General features: G+C 65.5%; 17 protein-coding genes, 1 tRNA gene and 1 pseudogene. 4 read left to right on the top strand and 15 right to left on the bottom strand.

Annotated features, from left to right (window positions below; all coding sequences use genetic code 11):
• The first annotated feature begins 13 nt into the window (after positions 1-13).
• The 4 genes and pseudogenes from ZAL01S_RS05710 to ZAL01S_RS10775 all read left to right on the top strand — a co-directional run.
• Entirely contained in the window at positions 14-463 is a 450-nt protein-coding gene (locus ZAL01S_RS05710) for a single-stranded DNA-binding protein (RefSeq protein WP_066081028.1), read from the top strand.
• A 16-nt stretch (positions 464-479) separates the two neighbouring features.
• A complete protein-coding gene (locus ZAL01S_RS05705; protein WP_066081025.1) occupies positions 480-1,100 on the top strand; it encodes a hypothetical protein in 621 nt (206 codons plus the stop codon).
• A 2-nt stretch (positions 1,101-1,102) separates the two neighbouring features.
• Positions 1,103-1,300, top strand: coding sequence for a hypothetical protein (locus ZAL01S_RS05700; protein ID WP_066081022.1), 198 nt, complete (start codon positions 1,103-1,105; stop codon positions 1,298-1,300).
• Between the two features lie 144 nt (positions 1,301-1,444).
• A pseudogene (locus tag ZAL01S_RS10775) lies at positions 1,445-2,527 on the top strand (recombinase family protein); the annotation flags it as partial.
• A gap of 375 nt (positions 2,528-2,902) precedes the next feature.
• On the opposite strand, the gene ZAL01S_RS10485 reads toward ZAL01S_RS10775, so the two are convergent.
• The 15 genes from ZAL01S_RS10485 to ileS all read right to left on the bottom strand — a co-directional run bounded on the left by ZAL01S_RS10485 (position 2,903) and on the right by ileS (position 18,220).
• Positions 2,903-3,106: a hypothetical protein gene (locus ZAL01S_RS10485; protein WP_159421605.1), complete on the bottom strand. Its 204-nt coding sequence runs from the start codon at positions 3,104-3,106 to the stop codon at positions 2,903-2,905.
• Positions 3,107-3,128: 22 nt separating this feature from the next.
• A tRNA-Ala gene (locus ZAL01S_RS05680) sits at positions 3,129-3,201 on the bottom strand.
• A gap of 96 nt (positions 3,202-3,297) precedes the next feature.
• Complete coding sequence (locus ZAL01S_RS05675) at positions 3,298-4,098, bottom strand: sulfite exporter TauE/SafE family protein (RefSeq protein WP_066081011.1); 801 nt, start codon at positions 4,096-4,098, stop codon at positions 3,298-3,300.
• Positions 4,099-4,104: 6 nt separating this feature from the next.
• On the bottom strand, positions 4,105-4,506 hold the full coding sequence (rsfS, locus tag ZAL01S_RS05670; protein WP_066081122.1) for a ribosome silencing factor: 402 nt from the start codon (positions 4,504-4,506) through the stop codon (positions 4,105-4,107).
• A gap of 109 nt (positions 4,507-4,615) precedes the next feature.
• Complete coding sequence (locus tag ZAL01S_RS05665; RefSeq protein WP_066081008.1) at positions 4,616-6,088, bottom strand: hypothetical protein; 1,473 nt, start codon at positions 6,086-6,088, stop codon at positions 4,616-4,618.
• Positions 6,085-6,717: a nicotinate-nucleotide adenylyltransferase gene (gene nadD / locus ZAL01S_RS05660; RefSeq protein WP_083523107.1), complete on the bottom strand. Its 633-nt coding sequence runs from the start codon at positions 6,715-6,717 to the stop codon at positions 6,085-6,087. The genes ZAL01S_RS05665 and nadD overlap by 4 nt, the downstream gene beginning before the upstream one ends.
• A 19-nt stretch (positions 6,718-6,736) precedes the next feature.
• A complete protein-coding gene (locus ZAL01S_RS05655; protein WP_066081002.1) occupies positions 6,737-6,955 on the bottom strand; it encodes a hypothetical protein in 219 nt (72 codons plus the stop codon).
• Positions 6,956-7,002: 47 nt separating this feature from the next.
• A complete protein-coding gene (gene obgE, locus ZAL01S_RS05650) occupies positions 7,003-8,538 on the bottom strand; it encodes a GTPase ObgE (RefSeq protein ID WP_066080999.1) in 1,536 nt (511 codons plus the stop codon).
• A 99-nt stretch (positions 8,539-8,637) separates the two neighbouring features.
• Positions 8,638-8,889 carry a 50S ribosomal protein L27 gene (gene rpmA, locus ZAL01S_RS05645; protein WP_066080996.1) on the bottom strand — a complete coding sequence of 84 codons (252 nt, stop codon included), beginning with the start codon at positions 8,887-8,889 and terminating at the stop codon, positions 8,638-8,640.
• Between the two features lie 18 nt (positions 8,890-8,907).
• Positions 8,908-9,216 carry a 50S ribosomal protein L21 gene (gene rplU / locus ZAL01S_RS05640; protein WP_066080994.1) on the bottom strand — a complete coding sequence of 103 codons (309 nt, stop codon included), beginning with the start codon at positions 9,214-9,216 and terminating at the stop codon, positions 8,908-8,910.
• Between the two features lie 211 nt (positions 9,217-9,427).
• Entirely contained in the window at positions 9,428-12,133 is a 2,706-nt protein-coding gene (locus ZAL01S_RS05635; RefSeq protein ID WP_066080991.1) for an Rne/Rng family ribonuclease, read from the bottom strand.
• 298 nt (positions 12,134-12,431) lie between these two features.
• On the bottom strand, positions 12,432-12,854 hold the full coding sequence (ndk, locus tag ZAL01S_RS05630; RefSeq protein ID WP_066080989.1) for a nucleoside-diphosphate kinase: 423 nt from the start codon (positions 12,852-12,854) through the stop codon (positions 12,432-12,434).
• A gap of 169 nt (positions 12,855-13,023) precedes the next feature.
• The gene (locus ZAL01S_RS05625; RefSeq protein WP_066080986.1) at positions 13,024-13,464 is read right to left on the bottom strand and encodes a DUF4233 domain-containing protein; all 441 of its coding nucleotides are present in this window, start codon (positions 13,462-13,464) and stop codon (positions 13,024-13,026) included.
• Positions 13,461-14,963 carry a bifunctional folylpolyglutamate synthase/dihydrofolate synthase gene (locus ZAL01S_RS05620; RefSeq protein WP_066080983.1) on the bottom strand — a complete coding sequence of 501 codons (1,503 nt, stop codon included), beginning with the start codon at positions 14,961-14,963 and terminating at the stop codon, positions 13,461-13,463. The genes ZAL01S_RS05625 and ZAL01S_RS05620 overlap by 4 nt, the downstream gene beginning before the upstream one ends.
• Entirely contained in the window at positions 14,960-18,220 is a 3,261-nt protein-coding gene (gene ileS, locus ZAL01S_RS05615) for an isoleucine--tRNA ligase (protein ID WP_066080980.1), read from the bottom strand. The genes ZAL01S_RS05620 and ileS overlap by 4 nt, the downstream gene beginning before the upstream one ends.
• Positions 18,221-18,347: the final 127 nt, after the last annotated feature.

Here is an 18,347-nt window from a genome sequence, read left to right as displayed (position 1 = left end):
GAGGTACCGCGTCATGGCCATCCGCACCCAGGAATCCCTGTCCGGGTTCATCGCATCCGACCCGCAGCTGACCTACACCGAACGCGGCGATGCCCGCTTCTACGCCCGCTTCGGCCAGGAGAACTTCCAACGCGAAGAAGACGGCACCTTCACCAAACTCGAGCCCTCCTTCGGCAACCTCGTCCTCTACCGCGCCACCGCCGAACGCGCCTTCGAACGCTTCACCAAAGGCGACCAGTTCGTCGCCGAAGGCTACGCCCACGACTACACCTACGAACGCGACGGCCAACGCATCGCCGGCGAAGAGTTCGTCGCCAAGAAGATCGGCCACGACACCGCCCGCACCCGCTACGACGTCGACCGCACACCCCGCCAAGCACTCGAACGCCAGGCGGCCGGGCAGGCCTTCGAACCACCCCAGCACCACCAGGCCACGCCCACCGCCGACAGCCTCAGCATGTGACCCGGGGGGACTGATCATGAGCACTCACGGCCCCGAGCCCGACGACCAGTACGAGGACCCCGACATCCTCGACGACCACCCCCACACCCCCGACACCAGCGCGCTGCCCGAACCACCGCACCCGATCAACTGGAACCTCCTGTCAGCGCAAGATCTGGAAACCGAACTGCTGGAACTGAACCGGTGGGTCGACTGGCTCCGCCACACCTACGGCCTCCCCGCCTCAGTCATCCCGCCCTACTGGCACCGCCACCCCGAACTGGTCTGGGAACTGTCCGCACTGCACCTGCACTGGCTATGCGCCTACGACCCCGAACAAAACGGCTCCGCACCCCTGGGCTGGCACCGCGACTTCGCCGACGCCCGCCACCGCCTGCGCGACTGGGTCACCGCCTCCGGCACCCGCCTCGACCGCGACCGCCCCACCCGCCAAACCACCTGGCCCGGCGAAGAACCCCAACCCACCCACGACGAATCCATCATCACCGACCGAGACGCCGACTTCGTCCAATACGTCCTCGACCAAGTCAACGAACGACAGGCTGCCGAAGACGCCTTCTACGCCAGCCTGGATGACCGGATCGACCCGGCGACCGATGAGGTTCGCGACGATGTTCTGGGTCCTGAGGGTGGATGAGGATGGTGCGCCGGTATCACCGCACCACCGCCCGAGTCGAGGCGGATAGGCCCCTGAGCGTACAGTACGAGCCGCGTGAGGAGATCGATGCCGCGAAGGTCGCGGAAGTGTTGATCCTGATCGCGCTGCGCACCGCTGGCGACCAGCCCGTGGGGCAGTCCGGTGCCCATCTTCGTCGCCTGCTCGTAGCCGATCGCTAAACTGGTTCCACATCAAGTTTCGGCGCTGTTGGCACCTGCCTTGCTAAGCCCCGTTCGCGGGGGTGTTCTTTTCGACTCTGACGTGACCGCCTCCGGCGCCCCACCCGCCCCCAGACATGTGGGGGCTTGTGAAAGGCGGTCACCATGACACTCGATCAACTCTCCGGCCTCGACATCTCAGGCCTTCGACGGCTCGCCCGCACCACACCAAGCCCAGACGCCACAGCGCCTACGGGTGACGGGAAGGTGGCGGCGATCAGCTACCTGCGGGTCTCGACCAAGGATCAGGCCACCCGCAACGGGCTGGAAGAAGGCCTGTCGATCCCGGCCCAGCGCGAAGCCGCGCAGCGCAAGGCCGAACAGCTCGGCGCGGTCATCATCAAGGAGTTCATCGAGCCCGGCGAGTCCGCCAAGACCGCCCAACGACGCGCGCTCCAAGAGATGCTCGACTACGCGACCACGCACCCGGTGCGGTACTGCATCATCAACAAGGTCGATCGCCTCGCCCGCAACCGGCTCGATGACGCCATGATCCACGCCGCGCTACGGGATGCGAACATCAGCCTGGTGTCGGTCACCGAGAACATCGACGAGAGCCCCTCAGGGATGCTGATGCACGGCATCCTGGCCTCTATGGCCGAGTTCTACTCGCTGAACCTGGCCCAGGAAGTCCTCAAAGGCATGACCCAGAAGGCCGCTATTGGCGGCACCCCCACCAAAGCCCCCTTGGGCTACCTCAACGTCCGCACCACCGACGCCCGAGGACGCGAGTCCCGCGAGATCGAGATCGACCCCGAACGCGCCGACCTCGTCCGTTTCGCCTTCACCGCCTACGCCACGGGGGACTGGTCCCTGTCGCGCCTGGCCAAGGAACTCACAGCCCGCGGCCTGACCACCCGGCCCACCCCCTCGCAGCCGGCCAAACCGGTCACCACCACCGGGCTGCACAAGATCCTGACCAACCCCTACTACCAGGGCACCGTCACCTTCCGCGGCGTCACCTACGACGGCACCCACCAGCCCCTCGTCGACGCGGAGACGTGGCTGCGCGTCCAGACCAACCTGGACGCCAACAACGCCCGCGGCGAACGACCCCAGAAGTACGACCACTACCTCAAAGGCTCCCTGTATTGCGCCTGCGGAGCCAAGCTCATGATCGAACGCCCCCGCGACAAGTCCGGGGACCGCTACGAGTACTTCACCTGCTCCGGACGACGCCGCAAGACCACCAACTGCACCCGCTCCGCGATCCTCGCCGAACGCGCCGAAGCCGAGATCGAACGCACCTACCAGCGCAACTCCCTCAGCCACGCCCAGGCGGAGCACGTCCGGAAGGTCCTCAACGACGTGTTCGACCAGCTCGAAGGATCCAGCGAGGACGAACGCAAGCTCCTGACCGCCCAGCGCGACAAGCTCGAGGCCGAACGCCTCAAACTCGTCCAAGCTCACTACGCCGACGCGATCCCACTCGACCTCCTCAAAAGCGAACAAGACCGCATCCGCGCCAGCCTCGACCAGATCACCACCCGGCTCGACAACCTCACCGACACCTACGCCGAGGCCCGAACAGGCTTGGACCAGCTCACTGAACTCCTGGTCGACCTAGACGACCTCTACAACAAGTGCGAACCAGCCGAACGACGCATCCTCAACCGCGCCCTGTTCACCCGCATCACCATCGACGACGAAGAGAACGCCACCTACACCCCCGAGCAGACCACCGCCAGCGTCCTCGCACACACCAGCATCGATGCCCCGGCCCACGTCACCGCAGAAACAAAACTGCCCCGCCATCAGGCGGGGCAAGTTTCGATTTTCTCATCTTACGTGGATCTGAGGGGACTCGAACCCCTGACCCCCTGCATGCCATGCAGGTGCGCTACCAGCTGCGCCACAGACCCATATTCACTTTGCTGCTGCTCTCGAAGCAACTACGCCAATATACCCACCCGACATGACGTCGTGCAACTTCGGCGTGTTCGCGTGTCGTGAGGACCTTAGTTGGATTCCTTACCCCCTGGCCGCTGCTTCCGACGCTCCCGCAGGAGCCCGCGCAACGTGGTGGCTCCGATGACCATCAGGAGTCCCGCGAAGGCGATGTTTGCCGCGACTGGACTCAGCCAAGCAGCTCCGAGGGCACCGATGGGCGCCGTGAGGGCCGCTGCGGTTCCTGCGATGAGCGCGGTAGACGCGTCAAACTGTCGGAGCCTTGCGTTGGCGATCGTTCCGCTCAGCCCCGTTGCAATGATCATGAGAAGGGAAGATCCCTTCGCGACGAGGTCACTGATGCCAAAGGCAAGCACGAGCGCGGGCACGACGATCACCCCTCCCCCGATACCGAGCACGCCCGAGACGATGCCGACAACGAAACCAAGCCCGGTGATCGCTGCGAGCGCGCCAACACTCGGCACAAACACGCCGTCACGCGATGGCACCGTGAGCACAAGTGAGATGGCAACGGCGACGAGGAAGACAAGAAACGCCCATCGTGCTTGCGCACGCGAGATGATCGAGAGTATCTTCGCCCCGAGCGGTGCCCCCAAGACGGATCCTGCCGCTAGCCCAGCCGCGAGCACGACGTCGACGCTGCCGCCGATGAGGGCGTAGCTCGCGACACCAGACACAGCGAGCGGCACGATGGCAAGGAGCGAAGTTCCCGCAGCTGTCTTCGGGTCAAGCTTGGCGATCGCGATGAACGCCGGCACAAGGATGATGCCGCCGCCGATGCCGAAGAGCCCAGAGAGCAGCCCCGCAGCAACGCCGATGGCGGCAATTGCTACCGTTCGCGTGGCCGTCACTTGTTGCTACTCGGCGGCACCTGTGTGCTCACCACCGGCGCCGTTGGGGCCAGCGATGCCGAGAGGGATGACCGGCGCATCCTTCCAGAGACGCTCGAGGCCGTAGTACATGCGGTCTTCTTCGTGGAAGATGTGGACGACGAGATCGCCGAAGTCGAGCAGCACCCAGCGGGCGAGTTCGCGTCCTTCGCGGCGGATTGCCTTCTGGCCGATCTCGGCGAGGGCGTCCTCGATTTCCTCTGCGATTGCGAGCACCATGCGTTCGTTGCGGGCGCTGGCAATGAGGAAGACGTCGGTGAGCGGCATCGTCTCCGACACGTCGAGGGCGACGAGGTCGAAGGCGGATCGCTCGTCGGCTGCGGTGGCAGCCTTGGCGACGAGTTCGTGGGCGCGTTCGCTTGCGGTCATAGGGGCAGGACCTCCAGGGTCGTTGCGGGTGATGCCTGGCATGAGCATCGTGCCAGCTTGGTATGTGTGGATGCCGGAGAACATCCGTCGATGTGGGCGTGGGCGATGATCAGCCCAACCACCCCTGAATGAGGTTCCACGCGAGGATGATGACGCCGACGGCGGCAGCGCCTGCGCCGACCGCCGCGATCTTCCACGAGGTGGGGATGGCTTCGGTGTCGTCCTCAAGCGAGGCCGATTCGGCGCCCTTCCACATGTGGGATCCAGTCTGCGGCACGAGTGCGTCGTCGGCGTCTGCCTCGGACGTGGGCGTCGACTCCGATGTCGTGACGACGGGCGCCACTGCAGCGGGGAGTCGCAGGGTCGCGTCTGCGTCATCGTCGGCCGGCATCATGAGCGTCGTGTCGGGACGGTCAGCTGGGAGCCACGAGAGCGGATCGCTGTCAACCGCGCCCGAGCGCGAGAGGTGATCGACGTACTCGCCAGCATCAGCGGGTGCCGTGAAGCCAGTCACCGTCTTTGCCGAGACTGCCGAATTCGCAGCACGCGGACCGAAGAGTTCCTCGAGGATACCCGGGTCGTCGATACCGTCGGTCTCGTCATCGACGGCAGCGGCGCCAGCCGGATTGAGGGTGTCACGCCAGCCGGGTTCGTTCTGCTCCTCGTGCCGCTCGATGGCGGTGCGGGGCAGCGCATCGGTTTCGTCGACGTTGAGGCTCGAGGGCATGGTGATGCTGCCCGTCGGCGGCTCATCCTGCTGACCAGTTTCGAGCAGGCGCGAGAAGTAGTCGTCGATGTCTTCGGGCGAGGATCCCGGCTCGGGCGTCTGGTGCGTGTCCCGCACGACGGGGAGCTGCTCGTTGACAGGCAGGCCAAAGCTGGCACGAGCGCGGCGCGGGGCATCCTCTGCGGTTGCGCTCGGGTTCCACAGCAGCACGGGGCCTTCGTCGCGGCTGCGCGGTGCGCTCACTTCGGGGAAGAGCGGGCTCGGCTGGCCAGTGGCGGGCGCGGGATCGTCCATGTCGTGGATCGACCAAGTGACCGGCGTCGCGTCGGCGGTGACGTCCTCGACCTGGATGTCGTCCGCAGGAGCGGTCTGGACGTCGTCCTCGACAGCCTCGGTCGTGGTGTCCGGGGCCTGCTCGACAGTGGCCTCGGCAGTCGGTTCAACCGCGCTCTCGGCCTCTGGGGCAGCCTTTGGTTCGTCCATCACTGACGCGTCTGCAGCGGACGCCTCTGCAGGAGCAGCCGCGGCAGCAGCTGCGGCTGCTTCCGCCTCGCGGCGACGCTCGAGCTCGCGAAGCTGGCGCCGCGTCATCGGCTGGGCGACTTCGACGACCGGCATGTCGGACGCTGTGGGCATCCCCGCGGCGGGCTCTGCCACCGACACGGCTTCCGACTCAGCCTGCGTCTGCGCGGCTGCTTCAGCAGCGCGAGCAGCCTCGGCTGCCACTTCCTCGCGCGCCTTGCGCTCCGCCTCCGCAGCCGCCGCTTCCTGCGCCTTGCGCTCTGCTTCGAGGCGCTCGGCCTCGCGGCGTTCAAGCTCTCGCCGCTCGCGACGCGTCATCGGCTGCTCACTCATCGAAGTTCAGCCTCCTCACGCGTGTACAGCGAGTACTTTGCAATGTACTGCACGACGCCATCCGGCACGAGATACCAGACCGGCATTCCTGCTCGAGCGCGGGCACGACAGTCAGTCGACGAGATGGCGAGGGCGGGAATCTCGAGCACGCTCACATCGTCGTGCGAGAGGCCACCAACGTTCATCTCGTGCCCGGGACGCGTCACCGCAACGAAGTGTGCGATGTCGAACATCTGCTCCGCGTCCTTCCAGCTCAGGATCTGCTCAACAGCATCCGCGCCGGTGATGAAGAACAGCTCAGCGTCCGGATACACGGCACGAAGATCGCGGAGCGTGTCGATCGTGTAGGTCGGCCCCTTGCGGTCAAGGTCCACCCGACTCACCCGGAATCGCGGGTTCGATGCCGTCGCAATGACGGTCATGAGGTAGCGATGCTCCCCCGCCGAAACCCCGGTCTTGCGGTAGGGATTTCCCGTGGGAACAAAGATCACCTCGTCGAGGTCGAAATGCTCAGCGGCTTCCGACGCAGCGACGAGGTGTCCGTGATGGATGGGGTCGAAGGTGCCACCCATAATGCCGAGCCGCTGTCGTCGCGGCGCGGCCGCGGACGAAACAGCAGGGCTGGTCATTCGGGCGTGCGAACTCGAGTTAGTGACTCGGGTCGACGTCGTGACCACCGAGGGGTGCCTTCGGCGGCATAACGCGCGAGGTCTCCGGCCCCTTCTCGGCGACGTTGCGGAACGTCCAGGTCACAAGGGCGAGGGCAGCAAGCGCAACAAAGGCAACAACGCCGAACATGAACGGCGGCATCGGCAGTTCATTGACGACGTGGCCCGACGACGCGAGAACAGAAGTGAGGTCGGTCATGCGGTCTATCGTACCTGGTTCCCTGTTGGCGATTTGCCAGCCGCTGGCTACTCGTCGTCGCAGTCGTCGTCGTAGCGCTCGACCGACTCGGTCCAGAGCCCGGCGCGACGCTCACGCTCGAGCTCTTCGCGGGCCTCAGCCTTAGCATCCATGCGCTCGAAGTACGCCTCGCGACGCTCACGACGGGTCGCGCGCGTGTTCTCGTCAAGACGCGAGTCGGTACCGCGCGGGCTCGACATGACTTCAGCAGCTGAGGTGAGCGTGGGCTCCCAGTCAAAAACAATGCCGCTGCCGGGGCCGATCACGACGGTCGAACCGGCCTGCGCGCCAGCCTTGAAGAGGGCCTCTTCAATACCGATCTTGTTGAGGCGGTCCGCGAGGTAGCCGACGGCTTCGTCATTGCCGAAGTCGGTCTGCGCCACCCAGCGCTCGGGCTTCTGGCCGAGGATGCGGTAGACCGGGCCGTAGGTGCCACCTTCGACCTTGAGTTCAAAAGGAAGCTCGTCGACGGGCTTCGGGCGCAGCACGATGCGCGGACGGTGCTCGGCCTCTTCCGCGCGACGGGCGAGGTTCTCTTCCACGAGCTGGCCAAGGGCGAGTGTGAGTGCGCGCAGACCCTCGTGGCTTGCCGCCGAGACTTCAAACACGCGGTAGCCGCGACCCTCGAGATCGGCGCGCACGAACTCTGCGAGCTCACGTGCATCGGGTACATCGACCTTGTTGAGGGCGATGAGCTGCGGACGCTCAAGCAGCGGCGTCTGGCCCGGCGGGACGGGGTAGGCCTCAAGCTCTGCGAGGATGACGTCGAGGTCGCTCAACGGGTCACGACCCGGGTCGAGCGTCGCGCAGTCGAGCACGTGCAGGAGCGCCGAGCAGCGCTCCACGTGGCGGAGGAACTCGAGTCCGAGGCCCTTGCCCTCGCTCGCGCCCTCAATGAGGCCGGGCACATCGGCAACCGTGTAGCGGTAGTCGCCGGCCTGCACGACGCCGAGGTTCGGGTGGAGAGTCGTGAAGGGGTAGTCGGCGATCTTCGGCTTCGCTGCCGACATCGCTGCGATGAGGCTCGACTTGCCTGCCGAGGGGAACCCCACGAGGGCAACATCCGCGACGACCTTGAGCTCAAGAATGATGCTCGTCTCTTCACCCTCGGTGCCAAGCAGCGCGAAGCCGGGCGCCTTGCGCTTCGTGGTCGCAAGGGCTGCGTTGCCGAGTCCACCTTGACCCCCCTCGGCGGCAAGGAAGGTCATCCCAGCTTCGGCGAGGTCGCAGAGTTCGACGCCGTTCGCGTCACGAACGACCGTCCCGACGGGAACCGGCAGGAAGAGATCTTCACCAGTGGTGCCGTTTCGGAAGTCGCCCATACCGAAGCCGCCAGATTCACTCGTGCGGTGCGGCTTGTGCTGGTAGTTGAGCAGGGTCGTCACCTGCGGGTCTGCGACGAGGACGATGTCGCCGCCGTCGCCACCATTGCCGCCGTCGGGGCCGGCGAGGGGCTTGAACTTCTCACGCTTGACCGAGCAGCAGCCATTGCCACCGGACCCGGCGCGCAGGTGCAGGGTCACCTCATCGATGAAGGTCGCCATCTCGCCTCCTTAAGGCTTGTCTCTGCATATTCTTGCGAACATGCAAGCGAGGGGCGGCCGATATGACCGCCCCTCGCTGAAAAATCGTGAATCGTCGGACTATGCCGCGACGATGTTAACCACCTTGCGGCGGCCCTTCTCGCCGAACTCGACCGTACCGGCCGAGAGCGCGAACAGCGTGTCGTCGCCACCACGACCGACGTTGACGCCGGGGTGGAAGTGCGTGCCACGCTGGCGCACGATGATCTCACCTGCGTTGACAACCTGGCCGGCGTAACGCTTCACGCCAAGGCGCTGAGCGTTCGAGTCGCGGCCGTTGCGAGTCGAACTCGCACCCTTCTTGTGTGCCATTGAAGTCTCGCTCCTCGATTACTTAATGTCGGTGACCTTGACGCGCGTGAGCTCCTGACGGTGGCCCTGGCGCTTCTTGTAGCCGGTCTTGTTCTTGTACTTCTGAATGCTGATCTTGGGGCCGCGGAGGTCCTCAAGAACCTCAGCCGTCACCTGCACCTTGGCGAGCTTCTCAGCGTCGCTCGTGATGGTGTCGCCGTCCACGAGGAGAACAGCGGGGAGCGTGACCTTGCCCTTGTCGTCTGCGACGACGCGGTTCATGGTGACGATCGAGCCGACCTCGACCTTCTCCTGACGGCCGCCGGCGCGCACAATTGCGAATACCACTTCAGTACCTCTTCTTCGTGCCCAAACTTGGCGGGCGTCTAATCGTTCTCGTGAACGAGGAAGTTCCTTGTCGCTCCGTGATCGGAGTAACGCGGGAGCGCCTCGCAGATCTTGAGAGCGTGCAACAGCGAGCAACTTTACCGGAGCATGCAGCGTGGCGCAAGCGCGCGGCGCGCCCGACGCGGTATCGCCCGGACACGCCGCACGAACGCTATTCGTCCGTGGAAATCGTGTCCGTCGTCACACGGCGTCGACCACCGCGACGGCGACGGCCACGCGAGCTCGTGCCCTGCTCCTCGGCAGCAGCGGCAGGCGCTTCGGCCGCAGGGGCCTGCTCCTCACCCTCTGCAACAGTTTCGGGAGCCTCAGCCTCGTCGTCCACATCCGGGTTCGGCAGGGCGGCAAGCACCTTGTCGAGGGCGGCGAGGTCCGGCGTCGGCTCCTCGCTCGACGCTTCGGGGGTCTGCGGCACAAGCTGTGCGAGATCCTGAGCGATCAGCGTTTCCGGAGCCGCTTCATCCTCAGCAAGAGATGTCGGCGCGTCCCCCGCGGTCGCGTCGCTGTTCGTCGTCGCTTCGCTCTGTTCCGAGCGGTCACGGTTCTTGTTGCGGCGCGAACGGCGCGAACGCTTCGAGCGACGTTCCTGCTGCCCCGACTCCTCAGTCGAGTTGGGAGCGACGTCCGGCATGTCGACGGGGACCGTCTCCTTGACGTCCTCGTCGCGCGTCTCATCCTTGCTGCCAGCAATGGTGGAGGCGGCGATCTGCGAGAGCGCGCTGCGAGCGGCATCCGTCACCTCGTGCATCTGGCTCGAGGAGCCGGAGGTGCGCGTGCGACGGTCGGCGTCACGGTTCTTGCGGCTGCGGCGGCCACGACCTGTCGCATCAGCGGCCGGCTTCTGGTCGATCGGTTCGTGGTGGATGATGACGCCACGGCCGTTGCAGCAGTCGCAGGACTCCGAGAACGTCTCAAGCAGGCCGAGACCGATCTTCTTGCGGGTCATCTGGACGAGGCCCAGGCTTGTCACCTCGGCCACCTGGTGGCGCGTACGGTCACGGCTCAGGCATTCGACGAGGCGGCGCAGCACGAGGTCGCGGTTCGATTCGAGCACCATGTCGATGAAGTCGACAACGATGATGCCGCCGATGTCGCGAAGGCGAAGCTGGCGAACGACTTCCTCAGCAGCCTCGAGGTTGTTCTTCGTGACCGTCTCTTCGAGGTTGCCGCCGGAGCCAACGAACTTGCCGGTGTTCACGTCGACGACGGTCATTGCCTCGGTGCGGTCGATGACGAGCGAGCCACCCGAGGGCAGCCACACCTTGCGGTCGAGGGCCTTCTCGATCTGCTCGTTCGCGCGGTGCGCCGTAAAGAGGTCGTCGCCTTCGAACTCTTCGATGCGGTCCACGAGATCCGGGGCGACTGCCTCGAGGTATTCGCGGATGGTTTCGAGTTCCTGCTTGCCCTGGATGATCATCCGGTTGAAGTCTTCGTTGAAGACATCGCGGACGATTTTGACGAGGAGGTCCGGCTCCGAGTGGAGCATGGCCGGCGCATTGCCGCGCTGGACGCGGGCTTCGATCGATTCCCACTGCGACTTCAAGCGCTTGACGTCGCGCTCGAGTTGCTCCTTCGTCGCGCCCTCAGCGGCGGTGCGAACGATGACCCCCATGCCCTCGGGGAGGACTTCCTTGAGGATCTTCTTGAGGCGGTTGCGCTCGGTGTCCGGCAGCTTGCGGCTGATGCCGTTGAGCGAGTTGCCGGGGACGTACACGAGGTAGCGTCCGGGCAGCGAGATCTGGCTCGTGAGGCGAGCGCCCTTGTGGCCAACCGGGTCCTTCGAGACCTGGACGAGCACACGGTCGCCGACCTTGAGTGCGTTCTCGATGCGGCGGGCTTTGTTCGAGGGCAGCGAGGCCTTCGACCAGTCCACTTCGCCCGAGTACAGGACGGCGTTTCGGCCACGGCCGATGTCCACGAAGGCGGCTTCCATGGAAGGAAGGACGTTCTGGACGCGACCGAGGTACACATTGCCGATGAGCGAAGCCTCAGACGAGCGGGCCACGTAGTGCTCGACGAGGACGCGGTCTTCGAGCACACCGATCTGCACGCGGCCGCCCTTCGCGCGCACGAGCATCGTGCGGTCGACGGATTCACGGCGCGCGAGAAACTCGGTCTCCGTGATGCTCTGGCGATGGCGTCCCGTCTCGCGGCTTTCGCGGCGGCGCTGGCGCTTCGCTTCAAGGCGCGTGGAACCCTTGATCTTCTGCGGTTCGGTGATCGGCTCGTCGTTCGAGCTCTCGCTCTCTCTGTTGCTGTTCGAGCGGTTTCGGCGTCCCCGGCGACGCGAACGCTTGCCCTCGCGCTCCTCGTCGCTCGAGCCAGAGTTCGTCTGCTCGTTCTCGCTGTCGTTGTCCTGCGCGTCGTCGTCGCGGCGACGGTTGCGGCGCTTACGTCCCGGGCGGTCTTCGTCGTCACGCTCACGGCGCGGACGCTCCGGCATCGGGGGAAGGTCAGGGGCGAGGAAAAAGAGCGTCGTCGTCGTGATTTCCGCGGGGATGGGTGAGGGCTTCTCCTCAGCGGGAGCATCGCTCCCCTGCTCAGTCTCTGCCGAACTCTCAGCCCCTGCGGAAGCATCCGTCTCAGACGAGTTCTCGTCCTCAGCCGAAGCGTCCTCAGCGTCCGATGCCTCAGCTGCTGAAGCCGTCTCGTCGCCTTCAACGTCCGCGGCGTCAGCGGCGGCTTCGGTCTCGGCCACTGCCTCGGCGTTCACGTCGATCTGATCGATCTGAGCGTCATCGTGCTCAGCGCTGGCCTGTTCGTCGCCCGATTCTTTCGCCTCGAGTGCTGCGTCTGATGTACCGGCTTCCGCGGTGCGCGATTCGTCCTCGGGCTGCGTCTTCGTTGTGTCTTCCACCATTCCTGGTGCACTCCTACCCCGGCGCCACGATTGCGTGTGCGGTCCGGAAAAGCTGTTGGGATGCGGCGCATCCTCGGTGTCTTCACGGCCCATCCGTGGTGACGGGCCACATGTTCTTCGGTGTTCATGTGCCGCGTGCGCGGCTCTCAAGCGGCGCGGTGGCGCACAGCTTGCAAAGTCTTCTCTGTGGGGTCGCCGGTTGGCGAGCCGATTCATTATCGCACGCCCTCCCCTGCCCCTTGCCGAGACAGCAAACGACCCCGACTGGATGGCCGGGGTCGTTACGCGAAGATCGTGATTAGTCAGCGAACCAGATGGCGAGTTCGCGCTGTGCCGACTCGGGCGAGTCCGAACCGTGCACGATGTTGCGGACCATGCCATCCTCCCAGGCACGGCCGAAGTCACCGCGGATGGTGCCGGGGGCAGCGGTCGTCGGCTCGGTGGCGCCAGCGAGCGAACGGAAGCCCTCGATGCAGCGGGTGCCGGCAACGCGGACAGCAACGATCGGGCCCGACGACATGAACTCGATGAGCGACTCGAAGAAGGGCTTGCCCTCGTGCTCGGCGTAGTGGGCAGCGAGCTGGTCGCGCTTGGCCTGAACCATGCGCAGGTCAACGATCGAGTAGCCCTTGCGCTCGATGCGAGCGAGCACCTCTCCCGTGAGGTTGCGCTGGACGCCGTCAGGCTTCACGAGGACGAGGGTTTCTTCGATGGCGGACATACTTGGACTCCTAGGTATGTGGTCGGTGGAGTGCGGGTCAACCAATGGCCGCGCACCGGCGGACACCTCACGATATCGAGGCCAGTTCACGGCATCCGGAATCTGTCAGATGCCCACAAGGAGATGCTCTGGCAACACTCGGTTCCCTCAGATTCCCGAGCGGATCGAGTTACGCGGCTCCACGGTTCGCGGTGAACTCGCGGGCCCGTGCTGCGGCCTCTTCTTCACTTGCGCCCTCGGCGAGAGCACGCTCGTATTCGGCAATGACCGGGGCACGTTCCGCGTCGATCCTCTTGCCCTGGATCATGCAGTAGATCCAGGCCGCGAGGAACATGCCGCCGACGATGAACATGGCGGGCTGCAGGAATCCGGCTGCGACCGAGATGAGTTCGACAACCCAGCCAAGCCACGTGTAGTTCGTGAGCTTGAGAACGGCAATTGCCACGAGCTGGAAGAGCAGGATGCCACCACCAGCCCAGAGACCGAGCTCCATCGGAACGACCTTGAGGCCAACGATCGCGAGAACGCAGAGGAACGTCACGCACAGCTGACTGCCAAGGAGGATCATGCCGAGCGTTGCGGTCATCGTGGTGACTCGTGTGCGGCTCATGCGCTCAACCATCCTTCCTCGCGTGCAATGGTCTTGGCGGCGCCGATGACGGTGATGGAACCGGCCACGAGCACACCCTGCTGGCTGGCGTTGTCGTCGCCTCGCCCTGCCAGACCACGGGCGAGGTCGAGTGCGCGGTCCAGCTCCGGTTCGACGTCGATCTCGAGCGACGTCCAGCTGTGGACGTCCTCGGCGAGTTCCTCTGCGTGGCGAGCACGCGGCGAATCGGATTCGGTGACGACGATGTGATCGATAACCGGCTCAAGGGCACGGATAATGCCCTCGGCGTCCTTCCCTTCGAGGGCACCGAATACGAGCACGAGCTTGTCGAAGGCAAAGTTCTCTTCGATAGCGGTGGCCAGGGCTGTCGCTCCGTGCGGGTTGTGGGCCGCGTCAATGAGGACGAGCGGATCCTTCGCAATCGCTTCGAGGCGTCCCGGGGAACGCACCTCTGCGAGCCCTTCCTCGAGGACGTCGTGAGCAAGCTCACGTTCGCCGCCGAAGAATGCCTCGACCGCCGCGGTGGCGAGCGCCGCGTTCTGGCTCTGGTGTGCACCAAACAGCGGCAGGAAGAGATCCTGGTAGCTTCCGGCGAGGCCCTGCACGCTGATGAGTCGGCCACCGACCGCCGTCGCGTCGGCCGTGAGGCGAGCATCAGTCCCGACAACCGCGAACGAGGCGTCCCGCTCGGCGGCGCGTGCCGCGAGCACCTCGAGTGCTTCGGGCGCCTGCTCAGCGCTCACCACGCTCGCACCGTCCTTGACGATGCCCGCCTTCGTCGCGGCAATCTCGGCGAGCGTGTTACCGAGGCGATCCATGTGGTCGAGACCGATCGGGGTGAAGACGGCCACGTCACCGCGGACAACATTCGTGGAGTCCCACTCGCCGCCCATACCGACCTCGATCACGGCGACGTCGACGGGGGCGTCGGCGAAGACCGCGAGCGAGAGCACAGTGAGGGCTTCGAAGAAGGTGAGGGGCTGCTCGTGCTGCTGCTCCAGCTCACGGTCGACGAGGTCGAGGAAGTGGCTCACGTCGTCCCACATCCGCACGAGGCGCTCGTCGTCGATCGGCGCACCGTCGAGCTGGATGCGCTCGTTGAGCCGCTCGATGTGCGGGCTCGTGATGAGGCCCGTGCGAAGGCCTGCAGCGCGCAGGATGCTTTCGATCATGCGCGAGGTCGAGGTCTTGCCGTTCGTGCCCGTCACGTGGACGACGGGGTACGCCTCGTGCACGTCGCCGAGAAGTTCGACGACGCGACGCGTGGCGTGCAGGCGTGGCTCGGGCGAGCCTTCGCCAATGCGGGAGTAGAGCGCTTCGAGGACTCGCTCAACGTCTGCTTCGAGCTCGTCCGCGTCGGGGACTCCTCCCCCATCCGTTTCGAGATCAGCGATGAGGTCGTCGGCGTCGGGCTCGAAGCCTTCGATGTTGCCATTGATGGCGCGGTCGAAGGCTTCGTCCCGTTCGTCGCGGTCGCCGCGCGAGAACGCGTCGATCATGCGCCCGCCTTCTCGAGGCTGATGCGGATGGCCTTGATCGTCGTCGTGGTCTCAGCATCTTCGCCTGGGTTCGTGCCCAGCGAGAGGCTCGTCGCGAGCGTCTCCGACTGGATGAACTCGCGGTGCGCCTCGGCGGCCGCGAACGATTCCCCATCGAGTTCGAGGGTGAGCTCGATGCGGTCGGAGACATCAAGACCAGCAGCCTTTCGAGCATCCTGGACCTGGCGGATGATGTCGCGGGCAAGGCCTTCGCGGGCAAGATCCTCGGTCACCTTCGTGTCGAGGAGGATGATCGTGCCGTCGTCGAGGAGCGTGAGGGCGCGGTCTTCGACCGTCTCGGAGGTTTCGAGACGCACCTCGTACTCGCCTTCGACGAGTTCGATGCCGCCCGCGACGACGCGGTCGCCGTCGACACTCCAGTCACCGGACTTCGAGGCCTTGATGACCTGCTGGACCTGCTTCCCGAGGCGGGGACCTGCGGCGCGGGCGTTCACGACGAGCGCCTTCGAGATGCCGAGGGCTGCGGCCGACTGCTCTTCGAGCTCTTCAAGGACGATGCGCTTCACGTTGAGTTCGTCGCGGAGGATCGCCTCGAACGGTTCGATGCGGGCGGGCTCGGGAGCGACCACGCGCAGCTCGGCGAGCGGCAGGCGCACGCGGAGCTTTTCGGCCTTGCGGAGGGCGAGGGCCTGGCTCGTAATCGCACGAACCGTGTCCATAGTCTGCACGAGTTCATCGTCGGCCGGGAGCGAAGCGGCATCCGGCCACGACTCGAGGTGCACCGAGCGACCACCGGTGAGGCCCGACCACACGGCTTCGCTCACGAGCGGCGCGAGCGGAGCGGCGGCACGCGTGAGCACTTCGAGCACCGTGTAGAGGGTGTCGAAGGCTTCGCTGCCGCTGCCGTCCTCGGCGACACCCTCCCAGAAGCGGTCGCGCGAGCGGCGCACGTACCAGTTCGTGAGGACATCGGCGAAGTCACGCAGACGCGCCGCGGCGGTCGTCGAGTCGAGCTGCTCGAGGTCGTCGGTGAGCTCTTCAACGAGCTGGCGCAGCTTCGCAAGGATGTAGCGGTCGAGCACGTCCGTCGAGTCGGTGCGGAATGTTGCCTCGTACGGCTGACCGGCACCGCGGCCGTTATTCGCGTAGGTCGTGAAGAAGTAGTACGTCGACCACAGCGGCAACAGGAACTGACGCACGCCCTCGCGGATACCGCCCTCGGTGACCGAGAGGTTGCCGCCGCGCAGCACCGGGCTCGACATGAGGAACCAGCGCATCGCGTCGGAGCCGTCGCGGTTGAACACCTCGGCGACGTCCGGGTAGTTGCGCAGCGACTTCGACATCTTCTGCCCGTCGTCACCGAGCACGATGCCGTGACTCACGACGCGCTTGTAGGCGGGACGGTGGAAAAGTGCCACTGAGAGCACGTGCATGACGTAGAACCAACCGCGCGTCTGGCCGATGTACTCGACGATGAAGTCGGCCGGCGAGTGCGTGTCGAACCAGTCTTCGTTCTCGAAGGGGTAGTGCACCTGCGCGAACGGCATCGAACCGGAGTCGAACCACACGTCGAGCACGTCCGGGATGCGGCGCATCGTCGACTTGCCGGTCGGGTCGTCCGGGTTCGGGCGCGTGAGTTCGTCGATGTACGGACGGTGGAGGTCGTCCGGGCGCACACCGAAGTCGCGCTCGATCTCATCGAGCGCGCCGTACACGTCGATGCGCGGGTAGTTCGGGTCGTCGCTCTTCCACACCGGGATGGGCGATCCGAAGTAGCGGTTGCGCGAGATGGACCAGTCGCGGGCACCCTCGAGCCACTTTCCGAACTGGCCGTACTTCACGTTCTCCGGCACCCATTCGATCTGGTCGTTGAGGGCGAGCAGCTCGTCCTTGATCTGGGTGACGCGCACGAACCAGCTCGAGACAGCCTTGTAGATGAGCGGCTTCTTGCATCGCCAGCAGTGCGGGTAGGAGTGGGCGTAGCTTGCCTGCTTGAAGACGCGGCCATCTTCCTTGAGGAGCTTGATAAGGGTCGAGTTCGCGTCGAAGACCTGGACGCCGGCAACCGGGGTCACGCGGTCGAGGAAGCGGCCGCCCTCGTCCACGGAGAGGAGGGTCGGGATGCCTGCGGCGTCACAGACGGCCTTGTCGTCTTCACCGTAGGCGGGTGCCTGGTGGACGATACCGGTACCGTCGCTCGTCGTCACGTACTCGGCGACGAGGAACTGGAAGGCGTTCTCACCGTAGCCGTCCTTGCCCGCGAAGAACGGGAAGACGGGCTCGTAGCGGAGGCCCTCGAGCTCGGTGCCGCGGAACGACTGGGCAGCTGCGGTGGCGTCCTCGACACTTTCGTAGCCGAGCTCCTTGAGGTGCGCGCCGACGCGCTCTGCTGCGAGGAGGTACTTCGTGCCTTCGGGGGCTGCAGCATCCGGGCCTGCCGTCACGACGAGGTACTCGATCTCGGGGCCGACCGCGAGCGCGGCGTTCGTCGGGAGCGTCCACGGCGTCGTCGTCCAGGCGAGCGCGAGCACACCTTCGAGGCCGAGCGTGGCGGCCTTCTCACCAACGAGCGGGAAGGTGACGGTGAGCGTCTGGTCGGTGCGGTCCTTGTAGACGTCATCGTCCATGCGCAGCTCGTGATTCGACAGCGGCGTCTCGTCGTTCCAGCAGTACGGGAGAACGCGGAAACCTTCGTAGGCGAGGCCGTCGTCGTAGAGGCGCTTGAAGGCCCAGATCACCGACTCCATGTACGTGATGTCGAGAGTCTTGTAGCCGTTGTCGAAGTCGACCCAGCGTGCCTGGCGGGTGACGTAGTCCTTCCACTCGCGCGTGTAGCGGAGTACCGACTCCTTGGCGGAGTTGTTGAACACGTCGATGCCCATGGATTCGATTTCGTCCTTGGACTGGATGCCGAGCTGGCGCATCGCTTCAAGTTCGGCCGGCAGGCCGTGCGTGTCCCAGCCGAAGACGCGCTTGACCTGTTTGCCGCGCATGGTCTGGAAGCGCGGGAAGAGGTCCTTGGCGTAGCCGGTGAGGAGGTGTCCGTAGTGCGGGAGGCCGTTCGCGAAGGGAGGGCCGTCGTAGAAGACCCATTCGGGTGCGCCTTCGCGCTGGTCGATGGAGGCCTGGAAGGTGTTGTCGTCTTTCCAGCGCGCGAGCACCGCTTCCTCAATGTCGGGGAAGGAGGGCGATGCGGTGACGCCACGCGTGTCGGCGGCCTGGCCGAACGCGGACTTGGGGTAGCTCGTGTCGCTCATTGGGGGAATCTCCTCGAGGTGTGCTCGCGCGGGTGCGCTCTTCCTCGAGGACGCCTATGGGGCGCGGTACCACCTCGATTGCCTCTGGTGTGGAGGCCTCTCGTTCCTTGGCTGTGACGGGCCAGCC

Source organism: [Zimmermannella] alba NBRC 15616 (genome assembly GCF_001570905.1).
In the GTDB taxonomy this organism is placed as follows: Bacteria; Actinomycetota; Actinomycetes; order Actinomycetales; family Microbacteriaceae; genus Pseudoclavibacter; species Pseudoclavibacter albus.
This window is presented reverse-complemented; position numbering and strand designations above follow the sequence as displayed.